The following is a 16,398-nucleotide window of genomic DNA, read 5'->3' as shown; positions in this document are numbered from 1 at the left end:
CCGGATCAGGGCGTGGCCGGCTTCTCCGTGCCGGCGCGATCGACCCGCGCCTCCGGCCGGCTGTCGGTCGAGGCGAAATAGGGCTTGATGTCGAGCAGCGGCGTGCCGTCGATGCAGTCGAGCCCGCGCACGCGGACGGTGCCGTCGGCGATGTCGAGCCGCTCGACCACGGACAGGGCGATGGGGTTGGGCCGCGCCGGCGAGCGGAGCGAGAAGGTGCCGCGGCTGCCCGGCGCGTGGCGCGGCTGCTGGCGCACGAGGTCGCGGGCGGCCCGGTCCATCCAGTAGAGCACGATCAGGTGCGTGGCGCCCTCCAGGTTCTGGAGCGCGGGCCGGTAGGCGGCATCGACTTCGAGAGTGCAGACCGCGTCCGTCTGCGTGCCGTTCTTCGGGCACTCGCCCCGGTTCTGCCACGGCGTGCGCACCCGGCCGATGAAGTAGAGGCCGGCATCGTAGTCGGCGGGCAGCGGGATCGCCTCCTCGCCGGGGCGCCGCTCGACATCCTCGTTCATCCGCTCTCGCTTCCCCGTTTGGCGACGCAGGCCTTGTCGCCCCGGTGTGCGGCTGCCGCAAGGCGGGCAGGTCCTTTGTAAGGCAAGCCTCTTGCTCGTCTCGCTGCCAACTCGTCTCGCTGCCAGCAGCGGTGTAGACGTCTTGGGGTCAGCGGGGAGAACACATGGTCATCGACGAGTTGCGGCCGATGGAGGCCGTTGCCGATGCGGAGACGGCCGTGGATCGGCTCGAGGCGCTGCATGCGGGCGCGACCCAGGCGCTTCAGGCGGCCCTGGCGCGCTACCTCGAACACCGCATTGCCCCGGACGCGACCGAACGGCTTCAGTTCCGCTACCCCGAGCTGCGCCTGACCTACCAGCCCGCGGGGCCGCTGCCGCGGCTCAACCGGGCCACCGCCAAGTTCCAGGCGCCCGGCCTCTACGCCACCACGGTGACGCAGCCCGGCTATTTCCGCGCCTATCTCCTGGAGCAGTTGCGGCCGCTCGTGCGCGATTACGGCGCCAGCATTGAGGTCGGGCTGTCGGCCCAGGAGATTCCCTATCCCTACATCGTCGAGCCCGGCACCGATCTCGGCGGCAGCGGCGTCAGCACCAGCGATCTCGCCACCCTGTTCCCGACGCCGCTCCTCTCGGTGGTGGGGGACGAGGTCGCCGACGGCCTGTGGCTGGAGAATGCGGGCGATCCGCGCCCGCTCGCTTTGTTCGACGGGGTGCGCACCGATTACTCCCTACGCCGGCTGGTGCACTACACCGGCTCGGACTGGCGCGAGATCCAGCCCTGGATCCTGCTGACCAATTATCACCGTTACGTCGACGGCTTCGTCCGCCACGGGCTGGAGCGTCTGGCGGCGGGGGAGGGGGAGCGGCTGGTGCTGCCCGGCGGGATCGTCGTGGAGCAGGCGGAGGCCGCCTCGGCCGATCCGGCGGCGCTGATCGCCGCTTCGCCCTGGCACAAGTACCAGATGCCGGCCTACCACCTCGTCGGCCGCGGGCCCGATGGGGCGCCGCAGGGCACGACGCTGGTCAATATCGGCGTCGGCCCCTCCAACGCGAAGACCATCACCGACCATCTCGCGGTGCTGCGCCCGCATTGCTGGCTGATGGTCGGGCATTGCGGCGGATTGCGTCAGTCCCAGACCATCGGCGACTACGTGCTCGCCCACGGATATCTGCGCCGCGACCGCATCCTCGACGACCTCGTGCCGCCGGAGATTCCGGTGCCAGCTTTGGCCGAGGTGCAGATCGCCCTGCAAGCGGCGGCGGCGGCCGTCACCGGCGAGCGGGCGGACGCGCTGAAGCAGCGCCTGCGCACCGGGACGGTCGTGACCTACGACGATCGCAACTGGGAGCTTCGTTTCAGCCAGGAGCGGCGGCGCATCAACCTCTCGCGGGCGATCGCGGTGGACATGGAGAGCGGCACCATCGCCGCGCAGGGCTATCGCCTGCGGGTGCCCTACGGCACGCTGCTCTGCGTCTCCGACAAGCCGCTGCACGGCGAGATCAAGCTGCCGGGCGCGGCCAATGCCTTCTACGAGCGGGCGGTGGCCGAGCATCTCAAGATCGGGCTCGCCACGCTCGACACCCTGCGCGCCGACCGGGCCGGCCTGCATTCGCGCAAGCTCCGCAGCTTCGACGAGCCGCCGTTCCGGTAAAGGTCCGGGGTTTCAAAAGGGCGAGCCCTTTCGCGGGTCCAGGGCGGCGCCCTGGCAATTGAGATCCCAGTGGGAGCCTACGCCGCCCGCACCGTGGCGAGGAATTGCGAGACCTGGGCGCGCAGGGCCTCGGACTGTCGTGACAGCTCGCCCGCGGCGCCGAGCACTTGGCTGGCCGCCGCGCCCGTCTCCTCGGCGGCGTTGGCCACGCCCACGATGTTGCCCGTCACCTGCGACGTACCGGACGAGGCCTGGGTGACGTTGCGGACGATCTCCTGCGTCGCCGCGCCCTGCTGCTCCACCGCCGCGGCGATGGCGGTTGCCGTCGTGTCGATGTCGCGGATGCGGCCGGCGATGTCGCCGATCGCCGCGACCGCCTGACCGGTTACGCCCTGGATCTGCCCGATCTGGCCGGAGATCTCCCCGGTCGCTCGGGCGGTCTGGTTGGCGAGTTCCTTGACCTCCGCCGCGACGACCGCGAAGCCGCGGCCGGCCTCCCCGGCGCGGGCCGCCTCGATGGTGGCGTTCAGCGCCAGAAGGTTGGTCTGTCCGGCGATGGAGGAGATCAGCCCGACCACGTCGCCGATGCGACCCATGGCAGCGTTCAGTTCCTGGACGAGATGCGCGGTCCGGTCCGACTGCGTGACGGCGGCCTGCGCCAGATCGGTGGAGCCCGCCACCTGCCGGCCGATCTCGGCGACCGAGCTGCCGAGTTCCTCGGCGGCGGAGGCCACGGTGTTGACGTTGGTCGCGGCCTCTTCCGCGGCCGCGGCGACGGTGGTCGCCTGGGTGGCGGTCTCGGCTGCCGTCGCGGTCATGGTCGAGGCGGTGGCCTGAAGCTCGGTCGCCGAGGACGAGACCATGCCGACGATGCCGCCCACGGCCGTCTCGAAGCGGTCGGCCAGCTCGATCATCGTGCGCTTGCGCTCGGCGGCCGCCGCCTCGTCGGCGATGCGGCGCATCTCGGCCTGCTCGGTGGCCTTCTGCGCGACCATCTCGCGAATGCCCTCGACGGCGCGGCCGACCGCGCCGATCTCGTCGCCCCGCTTCGCCTCGGCGATGCTGGCGTCGATGTCGCCCTGCGCCATCCGCCGCAGCACCGACACCAGACGGCTGAGCGGGCGAACGATGCCGGAGACGACGATCAGGCCAGCCAGCCCGAGCGCGACAAGCAGAGCCAGGGCGGACCCTGCGATCAGGATGTTCGTCGCGAGGCGGGCATTCTCGAAGACCGCCTGTTTCTCGGCCTGCATTTCCTGGCCGATGCGATCGATGCGGGCCTGCACCTGTCCCCGAAGCTTGGCGCGCACGGGAGCCGCCTCCTCCTGCGCGACCTTCATCGCGGCGACGCTCTCGTTCTTCAAACCCAGTTCGGTCGAGCGCCCCAGGATGTTGAAATATGTCTTCGCCGATTCGCGAAGCGCTTCGCTGGCGGCGCGATGCTCCGGCTCTCCCGCGAGTTCGGCCAACTTGTCGAGGGACGCATGGCTCGCCGCAATCGCCGCATCCTGGCGGCTCTTGTAGCCTGCCACCTTCTCGCTGGCCGTTTCGATGATGATGTTGCGGTTCTGAATCGTCGCTTCGGTGATGTTGATCTGTGCCTTGAGGATATGCTCCTGCCGCACGGCCTGCACGTCGGTGACGCGCTGCGTCTGATTGGCAATGCTGTCGAGTGAATACTTGGCATAGACGATCGAACCGACCGACGTTGCGGTCAGCAAGGCGAGCGGTATCGAGAGCTTGAGGGCGATCCGCGTGTTGTCGATGATGTTCACGGTGGCGGCCTCTGAATCGGAACTCCACCATGCTATTATTTGATCTGCATTAATTTTCGATTGCAAATGGTGCGCCTCATCTGCCCTCGCAGCAAATTCGGCGGGGCTTGACAGTGCAGAGGTGATTCAGAGCGCCGCATAAAACTCTGGATCTCTGATCGTTCTCTCTGGCCATGACGGCGCAGCGGGCGTTTTGTGAGAGAGACTCAGCGCTCGCGCTGCCACAGCCCGGCACGCTCGGCGCGCGCCTGATCCTCGGCCTCGATGAGATCGCTCGGCGCGTCCTCGGCAGCCCGCGCCCCGCCCGCCGTCACGATCAGCGAGGCGAGGTCGTCGCCGTCCAGGCGGCAGCGCGAGGAGGCCGGATCGCCGGAACAGATGATCTCCCGGCGGCGCAGATAGCGCGCGAGCTGGCGGGCGAGCGCGCCGCCCTCGCCGACGACGCCGAGCAGCCGCACCTTGCGCCCGCGGATTGTCAGCGTGCCGGTATCGACCACCTCGGGCACGCCGCGCACTTCGCCCGTGGTCGGGGTTGGCGCCGGGGCTGGGGCCACGGCGTTGGCCGGCGTCGGCTCCGCCCGTGCGGCGGAGGGAGCTGGGCGCTTTCGGCCCTTCAGCACCTTCTGAGCCCGTTCCACGAAGTCGTGGAAGACGCGAGCTGGGATGTCGCCGCCGGTCACCTTGTTCATCGGCGTGTTGTCGTCGTTGCCGACCCAGACGCCGACGATCATGTCCGGGGTCAGCCCGACGAACCACGCGTCGCGGTAGTCCTGGCTGGTGCCGGTCTTGCCGCCGACCGCGAGGCCGTTGACCCGTGCGGCCTTGCCGGTTCCGGATTCCACCACCGCCTGAAGCGAGTCGAGCATCATCGTTTGGACCTGCGCGTCCATCGCCGCACCGGGCTTCGGCGCCGGGCGCTGGTAGAGCGGCTGTGGCGTGTTTCCCCGGATCGTGCGGACGAGATAGGGCTCCACCGGCACGCCGGGACCGAGCACGCCGGCATAGGCGCGGGTCATTTCGAGGAGCGAGACGTCGGCCGAGCCGAGGGCGAGACTCGGCACCTCCGGCAGGTCCGACTGCACCCCGAGGCGGCGCGCCTCGGCGACGATCGCGGGCAGGCCGACCTCGTCGCCAAGCTGCGCCGCGATGGTGTTGACCGAGAGCGCGAAGGCCGAGCGCAGCGGCAGGGCGCCGCGGAAGCGGTTGTTGGAGTTCTGCGGCTCCCACTCGCCGATCTGGGTCGGGCGGTCCACGAGCACGCTGTCAGGGAAGAATCCCTTCCCATAGGCGGCCAGATACACGAACAGCTTGAACAGCGAGCCGGCCTGCCGCTTGGCCTGGGTCGCGCGGTTGAACTGGCTGTCCTCGTAGTCGCGACCCCCCACCATGGCGAGGATCGCCCCGTCGGGCGCCATCGCCACGAGCGCGCCCTGGCCGACCTTCTTCTTTCCGCCCTCGCCGTCGAGGCGGCGGGCGAGCACACCTTCGGCGAGGCTCTGGAGGTCGAGGTTGAGGGTCGAGCGCACGGTGACGTCGCCGGCCGCCTCGGTCAGCCGCTTCACGTCGCCCGACACCGCGTCGAGGAAGTAGTTGGTGCCCGGCGGCGTCTCGGGCGGCGTGTGCAGGGTGAGCTTCTCCGCTCGCGCCTTGTCGGCCTCGGGTTGGCTGATCGCGCCGGTCTCGACCATGGCCTGGAGCACGAGGTCGGCCCGCTCCTTGGCGCCGCCGAAATTGCGGGTCGGAGCGAGCTGCGAGGGCGCGCGTACGAGGCCGGCGAGCATCGCCGCCTCCGGCAGGGTCAGACCCGCCGCCCCGTGCCCGAAATAGCGCCGCGCCGCCGCATCCGCCCCGTAGGCGCCGGCGCCGAAATAGGCGGTGTTGAGATAGCCGACGAGGATCTCGGGCTTTGTCAGCGTGCTCTCGAGGCGCAGCGCCAGGAAGGCCTCCTGGATCTTGCGCTTGAGCGTCTTCTCCTGGGTGAGCGAGGTGAGCCGGGCATATTGCTGGGTGATGGTCGAGCCGCCCTCGCGCACGCCGCCGCCGGTCGCGTTGCGCCAGACGGCGCGGGCCATGCCGCGCAGGTCGATGCCCCAGTGGCTGTAGAAGCGCCGGTCCTCAATCGCGACGATCGCCTGGGCGAGGCGGGGCGGCAGGGTCTTCTCGGTCAGCCGCTCGCCCTGGAACGCGCCGCGGGTGGCGAAGGCACGCCCGCTCTCGGCCTCGACCACGAGGGCGCGCTGGTTTGCCTCCGGCGCCACCCCGCCGAGCGGCGGCAGGGAGGCGAAGGCGACAAAGACGTATCCGGCCAGGATCACCAGCGGCAGGCCGATCACGACGGCCAATCCGATCACCCAGGGCCGACGGCGGTGGGGAGGGCGAGCGGAGGGATCGTCGACGGGATCGCTCTGTGTGTCCGGCTGATCGACCGGGGCCGCGACGGGCGCTGCCGGTGCGGTGCGCGGCCCGGTGGAGCGGAGGCGGTCCGCGGTGCGAGCGAGGACCGGCCTGGCCCCGTTGGCTGCTCCCTTGGCCGCATCCCTGGCGGCGGCGGTTCCGCTGCGCCAAGCGCTGCGTCCCGCGCTCCCGGCCAGGCGGCCGAGCTGGCGCGCCAGCAAGGCAGCCGCCCGCGCGGCTTCGCGCGCTGCGGCCCGCGTCTCGGTCCCGTCCTCGCCCGGCCTATCCGGTCCCTGCGCCGTCATTGCGAACCGTTCGCCGCCCGCCGGAAATCACGCATCATGGGGCGGACCTTAGCGGAGCGGGGGCCGGCAAGGCTACGCACCCGAAGGGGGGCGCGAAGAAGGGCGCCGATGGGTGGCCCCGGCGACACGCTCGGTCACCGCCCCTCTCGCGGCCGTCACATGATCCGACATGGGGCCGGGGCTCGGATCGAAGGCCGATCGGCTTGACCCTGCTCAGGGCTGGTGAGGGTGGAAACCGAACCCTGCCCCTTTTACCTGGAAGCGGATATCCCGGCTCCCCACGCCTTTCCGGCGCCCACTCAATCGCCGCCCGCTTTCCTCACGCGCGTCTCGGTCCAGGTCAGGGAGCATCCCTCGGCCGAGTGCAACGCCATCCGTGCGACCGGGATGCCCGTTGCCGTGTCCACAAGGGCGGATCGGTTCTCGTCGGGACGATAGAGGTAATCCTCGCCCCACTGCCGAAGCGCGACGATGACGAGGAAGAGGCCGCGGCCCTTCTCCGTCAGAACGTATTCGCGGTAGGCGCTCCCGTCCGAAGCCGGCGCGGTCTCCAGGACGCCGCGCTCCGTGAGGTCGCGGAGCCGGGTCGCCAGCATGCCCTTCGCGATGCCGAGGCCTGCCTGGAACTCGCTGAAGCGCCGCACACCCTCGAAGGCGTCGCGGATGATGAGGAGCGACCACCAGTCGCCGATGACGTCGAGGGCCCGCGCCACCGGGCATGCCGCTTTGCCGAAGCCGACCCGCTTCACCATCCACCCTGCTCCTGCCCGAGCAATCTAGTTCTAACTTAGAACTGGATCATGTCGCACGCAAGTGGTCTCAACATGGAACCAAAAGGGCTCATGCAGGACAGGACCGATGCCGCAGACGGGCGATTGCCGACCATCAAACCGGATGAACGCCGGCTTGGAACGGGTCACGACACTGATCCTGGCCGTGGCCGCCGGCCTCAGCGTCGCGAACGTCTACTACGCCCAGCCCCTCCTCGACGCGATGGCGCGCGATTTCAGGATCTCACCCAGTGCCATCGGTCTCGTGGTGACGCTGACCCAGGTCGGCTACGGGCTGGGCCTGATCCTGATCGTACCGCTCGGTGACCGCGTCGATCGCCGCCGTCTCGTGCTCATACAGGGTGCACTATCAGTGATAGCGCTGATCGTTGTGGCCACGGCCGAGATGGAGGCCATGCTCTTTGCCGGTATGGCGGCGGTGGGCCTGCTGGCGGTCGTGGTCCAGGTGCTGGTGGCTTTCGCCGCGACGCTGGCGAGGCCGGCCGAGCAGGGCCGGGCGATCGGGACGGTGACGAGCGGCGTCGTCGCCGGCATCCTCGCCGCCCGCTTCGTGGCGGGGACGGTCGCGGACCTCGGCGGGTGGCGGGCCGTCTACCTGACCTCCGCCGGGCTGACGCTCATGATGCTCGGTCTTCTCGCTCTCACCCTGCCGCGGCATCCGGCTCTGGACCGCGCGGACAGCTATGCCGCCGCGCTCCGCTCCATTCCCGCCCTGTTCCTGCACGACCCGATCCTGCTCGTGCGGGGCATCCTGGCGCTCCTCGTCTTCGCGGCCTTCAGCGCCTTCTGGACGGCGATGGTGCTGCCCCTCAGCGCTGCACCCTTCGCCTACTCCCACACGCAGATTGGTCTGTTCGGCCTCCTCGGTATGGCGGGCGCGTTCGCCGCCACCGCTGCCGGCCGGCTCGCGGATCGCGGCCTCGGCCAGTGGACGACGGGCTTGGGCCTGGTCGTCCTGCTGGGCTCATGGGGACCGATCGCGCTGCTGGCGCAGTCGATCCCCCTCCTTCTCGTCGGTGTCGTCTTGCTCGACCTTGCGGTACAGGCTGTGCACGTCACCAATCAAAGCATTCTCTTCGCCCGGCACCCCGAGGCCCGCAGCCGTCTCGTGGGCGGCTACATGGTGTTCTACGCCGTCGGCAGCGCCATCGGTGCGATCGGCGCGACGACGGCCTACGCTCATGCCGGCTGGCTTGGGGTCTCGGGCTTGGGGGCGGCGTTCAGCATCATCGCGTTGGGCGTATGGGCCTCGAGTTCCAGCCTGCATCGATCGATCCAGGGCTAGCTCGGCACCTCCATGCGTCTGTGACTATTATCCCGGCCCGCTTTCCCGGATCGACGATCGTGACCTCCCCTCTGCTTCTCCGCCGGCCCTCTCCCTGGATCGCGCTCGCCTGCGGCGCGGTCATCGTGACCATCGCGCTGGGACTCCGCCAGGGGTTCGGCCTGTTCATGCGGCCGGTCGAGTTGGATCTCGGCGTCGGCCGCGAGAGCTTCGGCCTCGCCATGGCCGTGCAGAACCTGATCTTCGGGCTCGCCCAGCCCTTCGTCGGGGCGCTGGCGGACCGGTACGGGCCCGGCCGCGTCGCCGCAGGCGGCGGCCTCCTCTACGCTCTCGGCCTCGCGCTGGCGGCCTTCGTGTCCTCTTCACTCGGCCTCACCGTCACGCTCGGCTTCCTGCTCGGGCTGGCCATGACCGGCGTCACCTTCGTCGTCGTGCTCGGCGCGGTCGTGCCCATGATGCCGGCCGGACGCCGGGGCGCGGCCGCAGGCATCGTCACGGCGGGCGGCTCGGTCGGGCAATTCCTGCTCGTGCCGGCAACCCAGATCGCGGTGGACGGCCTCGGCTGGCGCGGGGCGCTGCTGGCCGGCGCGGGGCTGGCCGCCCTGATGGTGCCGCTCGCCCTCGGCATCGCCCGGAAAGCCGCCTCCGGCGCGGTGCGGACGGCCGCCTCCGCCGACGCGATCCCGCTTGGCGCCGCCCTGCGGCAGGCGGCCGGCCATCGCGGCTACTGGCTTCTCAATGCCGGCTTCTTCGTCTGCGGCTTCCACATCGCCTTCGTTTCGACCCACCTGCCGGCTGTGTTGAGCGATGCCGGCCTCGATCCGGGGATCGGCGCCCGCGCGCTGGCCCTGATCGGCCTGTTCAACATCCTCGGCTCCTACGCCTTCGGCGTCGCCGCGGACCGGCTGCGCAAGAAATACGTGCTGTCGTGGATCTACTTCGCCCGCGCGGCGGTGATGGCGTTGTTCGTTGTCCTGCCCTTCACCCCGCTGACCGCGACGTTGTTTGCCTGCGCCATCGGCTTCCTCTGGCTCGGCACCGTCCCGCTGACGAGCGGCCTCGTCGGACAGATCTTCGGCGTGCGCTATCTCTCGACCCTGTTCGGCATCGTCTTCATGAGCCATCAGGTCGGCGCCTTCTTCGGCGCGTGGGGGGCGGGCTTCATCTTCGCCCAGACCGGTTCCTACGACGCGGCCTGGACCCTCTCCATCGGCATCGCGCTCCTGGCCGGTCTCCTCAACCTGCCGATCCGCGACGTGCCCCTGGCCCAGCGGGCGAGGCCGGCATGAGCGTTCGGGACGAACTCATCGTCCTCGCCCTTCTCGGCGCGCTGACCCTGGCCGGCGCGCTCCTGTGGGCCCGCGAGGGGGTGGGGCTCTGGCTGCGCGCTGCCATTCCCCTCTGCTTCTGAGCCGGCGCCCGTCTCACCGCGCGATGGCGCGGATGAAATAGACGAGCGCCGTGAAGGCGAGGAGGCTCAGGCCGTAGAGGGCCGCGAACCAGAGGATGCGGCGGGCGCTCAATGGTAGCTCGCCGCGTTCGGGTTCTCCTCGATCTTCCCCCGGAAGACCCAATAGGCATAGGCCGTGTAGGCGAGCGTCAGCGGCATCACCACCGCGTAGCCGACGAGGGCGAATTGCAGTGCCGAGGTCGCGTTGGCCGCCTGCCAGATCGTGAGCTTGGGCGGCACGATGTAGGGGAACAGGCTGATCGCGAGCCCGAGGAAGCCGAGCAGGAACAGGGCGATCGAGAGAAGGAACGGCGCGACATCGCGACCGTCCTCGATCGCCTTCCAGATGCGCCAGCAAACGAAGGCCGTCAGCAGCGGCACGGGTGCCACGAACAGCACGTTCGGCCAGGAGAACCAGCGCCACTGGATATGCAGGCCGAGGAACGGCACCCAGGCGCTGACGACCGCCATCGAGACGACGGTACCGATCAGGAACTGCTTGGCCTTGATCCGCGACCAGATCTCCAGCTCGCCCGAGGTCTTCATCACGCACCACGTCGCGCCGAGCAGGCCGTAGCCGCAGACGAGTCCGATGCCGGTCATGACGCTGAAGGGCGTGAGCCAGTCGAGCGTCCCGCCGGAGAAGCCCCGTCCTTCGGTCTGGAAGCCCTGAACGAAGGCGCCGAGCACCATGCCCTGCGCGAAGGTGGCGATCAGTGAGCCGTAGTGGAACGCATTGTCCCACACCACCTGCGAGCGCTCGGCCTTGAAGCGGAACTCGAAGGCGACGCCGCGGAAGATCAGCGCAATCAGCATCAGGATAATCGGCAGGTAGAGCGCCGGCAGCAGGATCGCGTAGGCGACCGAGAAGACAGCGAACAAACCGCCGCCGCCGAGCACGAGCCAGGTCTCGTTACCGTCCCAGATCGGCGCCACCGAGAGCATCATCCGATCGCGCCAATTGCCGGGCCGCGCGGCGGTGAAGAGGATGCCGACGCCGAGGTCGAACCCGTCGATGACGACGTACATCGCTACCGCCAGCGCCAGCAGGCCGGCCCAGACCAGCGGCAGCCAGAAGGCCAAGCCTTCGTATTCGCTTCCGAAGCCGAACATCCTTGTTCCCTCCCGGCTCATGGCACCGGTGCGTGACACGAGCACCGCTCGAGTGACGGTTGCAAAACGCCGCTGCGCCGCCGTGCTCAGAGAGGAGCGGAGCGGCGGGCAGGCGTTTCGCAAGGCCCTCACATCAAGCCAGAACCGCGCTTAGGGCGAAGTTGCTCCCCGCCAGGGCGGTTGTCGATCGCTGGCGGACAAGGTGTCGGCGGACGGTTGGGTTGGATGCTCTCGTCCGCCGACATGGCGGACGAGGGCGTTCGCCCCGGCCCGCGCCATGTCCTCGCGCGCCTCGGGCGGCAGGGCGTTCACGGCCTCCACCAGCGCGCCGATGCCGCCCGTGGTCAGGCGATCCATGACATCGCCCGAAGCGATCCCCGTCCCGGCGGCGTGCGGCCGGGCCGGATCGGCGCCGCCCTGGCGCTGAAGCGCGAGATAGGAGAGGGCGCCGATCACCAGGGCGGCGCGCAGAAGAAACGACATCGTTCCGGTTCCAGAGGGTACTGCATCGCCGGCGCGGCCGACGCAGGTCGATCGCCTGATCCTGCCATCCTCGCGCCACCGCCGGATGAACCGGAAGAGGCGAAAGCGCCGACGTGGTGAACGAAGTGTTTTTCCGCGAGCCCGCGCCCTCCCGGCCCCCTGTTTACCCTCTGTGGAGCGGCGATCCGACCCCGCCCGGGCCTTGTGAAAAGCGGGGATCGGCGCCGCCGATGAGCCCGGTCGTCGCCGCACTCGGCGGCAAGTGAGCGACCCTTTTCATCCTCGCTTAAACCGCCTCTGCGACGGTTTGCCTGAGATCGTAACGAGCAGTCGAGGGGCGCAAGACACCCGTGTTCCGGGTCAAGGCTTGCGTTGTGCGTGGTGGTGTTGCGTAAAGACGGTACCCTTGCCTCTCTGTTCGATTCCCGCCTGGCCGGGCTGGTCCATGCCTCCGCGCTGGCCGAGCCGAGCGTGCGCTTCCGCCATGAGCGGTTCCTGATCTCGCGGCTTGCCACCGGCGCCGTGATGATGGCGGGCCTGCCGCCCTACCTCGTCTGGCGCGGTGTCCCGAGCGGCCTTGAGGCGATCGCCATCGCGAGCCTGTTCCTGCCGCTGCTGGCCGCCGTGGTCCTGTCGCGCACCGGCTCGCTCTGGGTCGCGCATGCCCTGTCCTCGCTCGGCCTGACCGGCATCGTCGTCTGCCTCGCCGCACTGACCGGCGGCGCGAGTTCGGCCGCCGCCATCTGGCTCGTGGCGGTGCCGCTGGAGGCGATGGTCTCCGGCTCGCGCCGGGCGACGATCGCCGCATCCGTCATCGCCGTCGTCGGCGCCTTCGCGATCGCACTGAGCGGTTACCTGCCGGTGGGCGCCCTCGCGCTCGATTGGCCCAACGCGATCGTCATGCCGGTCTTTGCCGTGACCGCCATCGGCCACATCGCGGCGCAGGCGATGGAGCACATGCGCCGCGAGGGCGAGTGGCGCGCCCGGATGCAGGACAACGAGGCCCGCGACCGCCTGCTGCTCTCGGCCATCGACGACCTCGTGACCTGGCACGACGCCAACGGCCGCGTGCTGGAGGCGAGCGGCTCGGCCGCCCGCTTCGTCGGCGCCGAGGCGAGCCGCCTGCGCGGCCACGGCCTGCTCGATCGGGTGCATATCGGCGATCGTCCGGCCCTGCTCCAGGCGATCAGCGACGTCGCCGCCCACGGCGCGCCGGCCACGGTGCCGTTCCGCCTGCATCTCGACGCAGCCCGCGGCGACGGCAGCCGCACGATCTTCGCCGAGATGCGCGCCCACCGGATCGAGGCGGGGCTTGCCGGCGCCAACGGCTCGACCGTCGTCGCCGTGACCCGCGACGTGTCCGAGCATCGCCGCCACGCGCAGGAACTCGACCGCGCCCGCGCCGAGGCCGAACGCGCCGACGAGGTGAAGACCCACTTCCTCGCGACCGTCAGCCACGAGCTGCGCACGCCGCTCAACGCCATCATCGGTTTCTCGGACGTACTGGGCGGCGAGGGCGCGGTGAGTCTCTCGCCGGAGCGGTCGCGCGAATATGCCGGCATCATCGCCCAGTCCGGGCGCCACCTGCTCGACGTGGTGAACACGCTGCTCGACATCTCGCGCATCCGCGGCGGGCATTTCGACTTCCAGCCGGAGCCGGTGGATGTTGAGGCGCTGATCCGTGGCTGCTGCGACCTGATGCGGCTCAAGGCCGATGCCTCCGGCATCACCCTGACCAGCGCGCCCGTGCCCGCCGGCTGCGCCCTCGTGGCCGATGCCCGCGCCTGCCGCCAGATGCTCATCAACCTGATCTCCAACGCCGTGAAGTTCACGCCGCGCGGCGGGCGGGTGGAGGTGATGGTGCGCCGGGGCGGGGCCTATCTCGACATCGTGGTGAGCGACGACGGCATCGGCATCACCGAGGCCGACCTGCCGCGGCTCGGCGACCCCTTCTTCCAGGTCGGCGGCGGCTACGGCCGGAGCCACGAGGGCACCGGGCTCGGCCTCTCGGTGGTGCGCGGCCTCGCGGGGCTGCATGGCGGCGCCGTCTCGGTCGAGAGCGCCCCCGGCAAGGGCACCGCCGTCACCGTGACCCTTCCGCTCGATTGCAGCCGCGCCAAAACCGCTACGGCCGGTGCGCGGGACAATTCCGGCAACGGTGCGAAGGCTGCCGCCGCGCAGGCCCAGCCGGCGCCGATCCGGACCTCGGTGCGGGTCGCGGCGATGCCGGAGCCGGCGCCCGAGCCGATCCGGCGGCCGGCCGGCCTGTTCGATCCCGCCCCGCTCTCTACCAACCCGCCGATGCGCCGCGCCGGATGATCCGACCGAACGAAGCGCCATTCCCACGTAAAGGAGCGAATTGATGCGCGAGCCGCCCGCCAGACGGGACCAGCGCGAGATCGTCGTCCCCGGTGACATGCGCGTCGCCCGAGGTCCGGCCAAATCCGCGCCGCGCCGCAAGCCGGCCCCGCGCAGGCCCGTCGCGTCCGGCTGGAAGGCCGCTCTCCTCTCCGCCGCGACGGGGGCCGGGCAGGTCTGCCGGCGCTATCCCGGCGGCGTGTTCGGGACGTTCCTCGGGGTCGGCGCGGCGGTCTATGTCTGCGTCAACGCCATGGGCCTCCAGGCCGGGCCGCACCCGGCCCCGATCCTGCCGACCGTCGAGCCGAAGCCCGTAGCCGCGCGGCCCGCAGCCGCACCGGTTCGGGAGGTGCGCGCGGTGGAGGCGCCGAAGCCCGCCCCCGTGCGCGAGGTGCCGGTGCCCGCCCGCGACAGCATCGCCGACATGATCCGCTCCGGCGAGACGACCGCCTCCGTCACCCCCAGGGCCGAGCGCAAGCCCGCGCCCAAGCCCGCCGCGAATGAGCCAAAGGCTGAGACGAAGGCGGATGCGGGCAAGTCCGAAGGGCCAAAGCCGGACCCGACCGTGATCCGGGCGCAGCGCGCCCTGACCAAGCTCGGCTACGGTCCGCTCAAGGATGACGGCCTGATGGGTCCGGGCACTAAGGCGGCGATCGAGAAGTTCGAGCGCGACCGCAAGATGCCGGTGAAGGGCGAGGTGGCCGGGCCGACCCTGCGCGCGCTGACCCGCGAGATGACCGCCAAGGCGGGCGGGTAAAGCGCGCCGGTGCTGACGCCGCGTCGTCGATGACGCGGTGGGCGCCGGGACGCGGCGCCATCGACGCGGCGGCCATCGGCGCCTATGAACCGGGCATGCCACGCCTTCGCTCGGATTTCTGGGTCTCCGCGCATCTGCGCCGCCTCAACGGCGAGAACATCCCCGCGGTGCAGCGCCGCCGCGGTTCGGCGGAGGCGGGGGCGATTTTCGTCAAGATCGACCGGCTCGACGGCACCGCCGACCTCTACGGACCGGCGCCCCAGGCGCTGATCGAGGCGGATGACGCGGGTGATCGCCGTTTCACGCCGATTCTCACCGCCGTCCCGGCGCCGGATGTCGAGGAACGCCTCGCGCGGGAGATCCGCTTCGATTCCGATCTCTGGATCGTCGAGATCGACGACCGCGAGGGCCGGCACGGCCTCCTGCTCGCGGAGTAGCTACCAAAGGCGACGTCAGCTCGTCCGGCGCAGGCGCATCGGGAGCACGGTGCGCAGGCGCTCGGCCGCGGTGCTGCCGCGCTTGGCTTCGGGGCCGTGCAGCGGCTGGTGCTCGCCCGCGGCGCGCTCCATCACGGGCACGCCGAAGATCGCGCAGAGCAGGTCGCGGGCGGTGGCCCGGCTGGTCTCGCGAAACAGTGTGACCAGGGAGAACACCCGATCGACCGAGCGCGCGACGCTGTCGTTGAGGGTGAGGAAGACGAAGACCGCTTCGCCCTCGCGCAGATCCGCGGCGCGGAGTGCAAGCGTCAGCAGATCGTAGCGGGCGACCGGATCGACGGCGGCGCCGAGATAGTTCGGCGGCAGGCCGAGCCCGCGACCAAGCGCGGTGATGAAGGCCTGCACGTCGCGGGCATGGGAATGCTCGACGAGGCTCGTCGCGAGCGCGCGGGGGGCCGGCGGGCAGGGGCGCAGGGCGGCGGTGGCCTCCACGGCCTGGGTGATCGCGCTGCGCTGCTCCGGACTGGCATAGAGCCAGAGCGGCGCGAGGTCGGCGGGCGGAATGTCGGGCCGGCCGAGCAGGATCTGGGCGAGATCCGCGTCGGTCCGGGCGCGCGCGAGCAGGCGGTCCAGCACGCGGGTGCCGATCAGCGCGCCGGGATTCTCGGCGAGCGCCCGGTCGGCTTCCGCTTCCGTCTCGGGCTCCGGAGGCAGCGCGACGGGAAAGCCGCGGGCTTCGAGCGCGGCGCGCACGCCGGCCGGGACGTCGGGGCATCCCTTGAGCTTCTCGGCGACGACGCGCGCCGTTTCCTCGTCCACCGTCGGGATCAGACCCGCGGCGAGGGACTCGAACTCCCTGAGGATCGCCCGGTCATGGACCGGAGCGGCCAGGAACAAGTCGGTCTGCACCCGCAGAATCACGGGTTTCAGGTCCAGCGCGGGATCGCGCGAGAGCTCGATGAGGCCGGACAGGTCCGGCGCGCCGGCGACCGATGGGGGCATGGCACTCGATTACGCAGAACTTACTCTGAAGGTGAGTCAAACAGTTCTGCGTGAATCGACCTTTAAGAACGGGGGAGCGCGAGT

At 70.4% G+C, this 16,398-nt stretch carries 14 protein-coding genes; 7 read left to right on the top strand and 7 right to left on the bottom strand.

Features of this window, described 5'->3' with window-relative positions:
• Positions 1 to 5: 5 nt before the first annotated feature.
• The gene (gene tsaA, locus MSPGM_RS03100) at positions 6 to 512 is read right to left on the bottom strand and encodes a tRNA (N6-threonylcarbamoyladenosine(37)-N6)-methyltransferase TrmO (protein ID WP_003605240.1); all 507 of its coding nucleotides are present in this window, start codon (positions 510 to 512) and stop codon (positions 6 to 8) included.
• Positions 513 to 676: 164 nt separating this feature from the next.
• Between tsaA and MSPGM_RS03095 the strand changes: the two genes are divergently transcribed.
• Positions 677 to 2,164 carry an AMP nucleosidase gene (locus MSPGM_RS03095; RefSeq protein WP_003605238.1) on the top strand — a complete coding sequence of 496 codons (1,488 nt, stop codon included), beginning with the start codon at positions 677 to 679 and terminating at the stop codon, positions 2,162 to 2,164.
• Between the two features lie 77 nt (positions 2,165 to 2,241).
• On the opposite strand, the gene MSPGM_RS03090 is transcribed toward MSPGM_RS03095, so the two are convergent.
• From MSPGM_RS03090 to MSPGM_RS03080, 3 genes are all read right to left on the bottom strand, one after another.
• Positions 2,242 to 3,939, bottom strand: coding sequence for a methyl-accepting chemotaxis protein (locus tag MSPGM_RS03090; protein ID WP_003605236.1), 1,698 nt, complete (start codon positions 3,937 to 3,939; stop codon positions 2,242 to 2,244).
• A 206-nt stretch (positions 3,940 to 4,145) separates the two neighbouring features.
• Positions 4,146 to 6,638, bottom strand: coding sequence for a PBP1A family penicillin-binding protein (locus tag MSPGM_RS03085; RefSeq protein WP_012752126.1), 2,493 nt, complete (start codon positions 6,636 to 6,638; stop codon positions 4,146 to 4,148).
• A 299-nt stretch (positions 6,639 to 6,937) separates the two neighbouring features.
• Positions 6,938 to 7,390, bottom strand: a complete 453-nt coding sequence (locus tag MSPGM_RS03080) for a winged helix-turn-helix transcriptional regulator (protein WP_003607136.1) — start codon at positions 7,388 to 7,390, stop codon at positions 6,938 to 6,940.
• Positions 7,391 to 7,496: 106 nt separating this feature from the next.
• On the opposite strand from MSPGM_RS03080, the gene MSPGM_RS03075 reads away from it, so the two are divergent.
• Genes MSPGM_RS03075 through MSPGM_RS03065 form a run of 3 tightly spaced genes read left to right on the top strand, consistent with a single transcriptional unit; the run spans position 7,497 to position 10,125 of the window.
• Positions 7,497 to 8,714, top strand: coding sequence for an MFS transporter (locus MSPGM_RS03075; protein ID WP_261926152.1), 1,218 nt, complete (start codon positions 7,497 to 7,499; stop codon positions 8,712 to 8,714).
• Between the two features lie 59 nt (positions 8,715 to 8,773).
• Positions 8,774 to 10,003, top strand: coding sequence for an MFS transporter (locus tag MSPGM_RS03070; protein WP_012752124.1), 1,230 nt, complete (start codon positions 8,774 to 8,776; stop codon positions 10,001 to 10,003).
• Entirely contained in the window at positions 10,000 to 10,125 is a 126-nt protein-coding gene (locus MSPGM_RS03065) for a hypothetical protein (protein WP_003606516.1), read from the top strand. The genes MSPGM_RS03070 and MSPGM_RS03065 overlap by 4 nt, the downstream gene beginning before the upstream one ends.
• A gap of 108 nt (positions 10,126 to 10,233) precedes the next feature.
• Here MSPGM_RS03065 and cydB read toward each other — a convergent pair whose 3' ends face one another.
• Both cydB and MSPGM_RS03055 read right to left on the bottom strand, forming a co-directional pair.
• Positions 10,234 to 11,277 (bottom strand): cytochrome d ubiquinol oxidase subunit II, encoded by a 1,044-nt coding sequence (gene cydB, locus MSPGM_RS03060; RefSeq protein WP_003606515.1) that lies wholly within the window; start codon positions 11,275 to 11,277, stop codon positions 10,234 to 10,236.
• Positions 11,278 to 11,427: 150 nt separating this feature from the next.
• On the bottom strand, positions 11,428 to 11,760 hold the full coding sequence (locus tag MSPGM_RS03055; protein ID WP_003606514.1) for a hypothetical protein: 333 nt from the start codon (positions 11,758 to 11,760) through the stop codon (positions 11,428 to 11,430).
• 378 nt (positions 11,761 to 12,138) lie between these two features.
• Between MSPGM_RS03055 and MSPGM_RS03050 the strand changes: the two genes are divergently transcribed.
• From MSPGM_RS03050 to MSPGM_RS03040, 3 genes are all read left to right on the top strand, one after another.
• Positions 12,139 to 14,079, top strand: coding sequence for a PAS domain-containing sensor histidine kinase (locus MSPGM_RS03050; protein WP_003606513.1), 1,941 nt, complete (start codon positions 12,139 to 12,141; stop codon positions 14,077 to 14,079).
• Between the two features lie 43 nt (positions 14,080 to 14,122).
• Entirely contained in the window at positions 14,123 to 14,875 is a 753-nt protein-coding gene (locus MSPGM_RS03045; RefSeq protein ID WP_012752123.1) for a peptidoglycan-binding domain-containing protein, read from the top strand.
• Positions 14,876 to 14,970: 95 nt separating this feature from the next.
• Entirely contained in the window at positions 14,971 to 15,312 is a 342-nt protein-coding gene (locus tag MSPGM_RS03040) for a DUF1491 family protein (protein ID WP_043707766.1), read from the top strand.
• A gap of 15 nt (positions 15,313 to 15,327) precedes the next feature.
• On the opposite strand, the gene MSPGM_RS03035 is transcribed toward MSPGM_RS03040, so the two are convergent.
• Positions 15,328 to 16,314, bottom strand: coding sequence for a DUF2336 domain-containing protein (locus MSPGM_RS03035; RefSeq protein ID WP_003604065.1), 987 nt, complete (start codon positions 16,312 to 16,314; stop codon positions 15,328 to 15,330).
• Between the last annotated feature and the right edge of the window lie 84 nt (positions 16,315 to 16,398).

Source organism: Methylorubrum sp. GM97, assembly GCF_024347855.1.
Classification (GTDB): Bacteria; Pseudomonadota; Alphaproteobacteria; order Rhizobiales; family Beijerinckiaceae; genus Methylobacterium; species Methylobacterium extorquens.
This window is presented reverse-complemented; position numbering and strand designations above follow the sequence as displayed.

What these genes read in the sequence shown, in the direction of transcription:
- MSPGM_RS03065 (WP_003606516.1), top strand. Translation starts at nt 10,000, where the DNA reads ATGAGCGTTCGGGACGAACTCATCGTCCTCGCCCTTCTCGGCGCGCTG.
- MSPGM_RS03040 (WP_043707766.1), top strand. Translation starts at nt 14,971, where the DNA reads ATGCCACGCCTTCGCTCGGATTTCTGGGTCTCCGCGCATCTGCGCCGC.
- MSPGM_RS03075 (WP_261926152.1), top strand. Translation starts at nt 7,497, where the DNA reads ATGCCGCAGACGGGCGATTGCCGACCATCAAACCGGATGAACGCCGGC.
- MSPGM_RS03095 (WP_003605238.1), top strand. Translation starts at nt 677, where the DNA reads ATGGTCATCGACGAGTTGCGGCCGATGGAGGCCGTTGCCGATGCGGAG.
- tsaA (WP_003605240.1), bottom strand. Translation starts at nt 512, where the DNA reads ATGAACGAGGATGTCGAGCGGCGCCCCGGCGAGGAGGCGATCCCGCTG.
- MSPGM_RS03045 (WP_012752123.1), top strand. Translation starts at nt 14,123, where the DNA reads ATGCGCGAGCCGCCCGCCAGACGGGACCAGCGCGAGATCGTCGTCCCC.
- MSPGM_RS03080 (WP_003607136.1), bottom strand. Translation starts at nt 7,390, where the DNA reads ATGGTGAAGCGGGTCGGCTTCGGCAAAGCGGCATGCCCGGTGGCGCGG.
- MSPGM_RS03035 (WP_003604065.1), bottom strand. Translation starts at nt 16,314, where the DNA reads ATGCCCCCATCGGTCGCCGGCGCGCCGGACCTGTCCGGCCTCATCGAG.
- MSPGM_RS03055 (WP_003606514.1), bottom strand. Translation starts at nt 11,760, where the DNA reads ATGTCGTTTCTTCTGCGCGCCGCCCTGGTGATCGGCGCCCTCTCCTAT.
- MSPGM_RS03085 (WP_012752126.1), bottom strand. Translation starts at nt 6,638, where the DNA reads ATGACGGCGCAGGGACCGGATAGGCCGGGCGAGGACGGGACCGAGACG.
- cydB (WP_003606515.1), bottom strand. Translation starts at nt 11,277, where the DNA reads ATGTTCGGCTTCGGAAGCGAATACGAAGGCTTGGCCTTCTGGCTGCCG.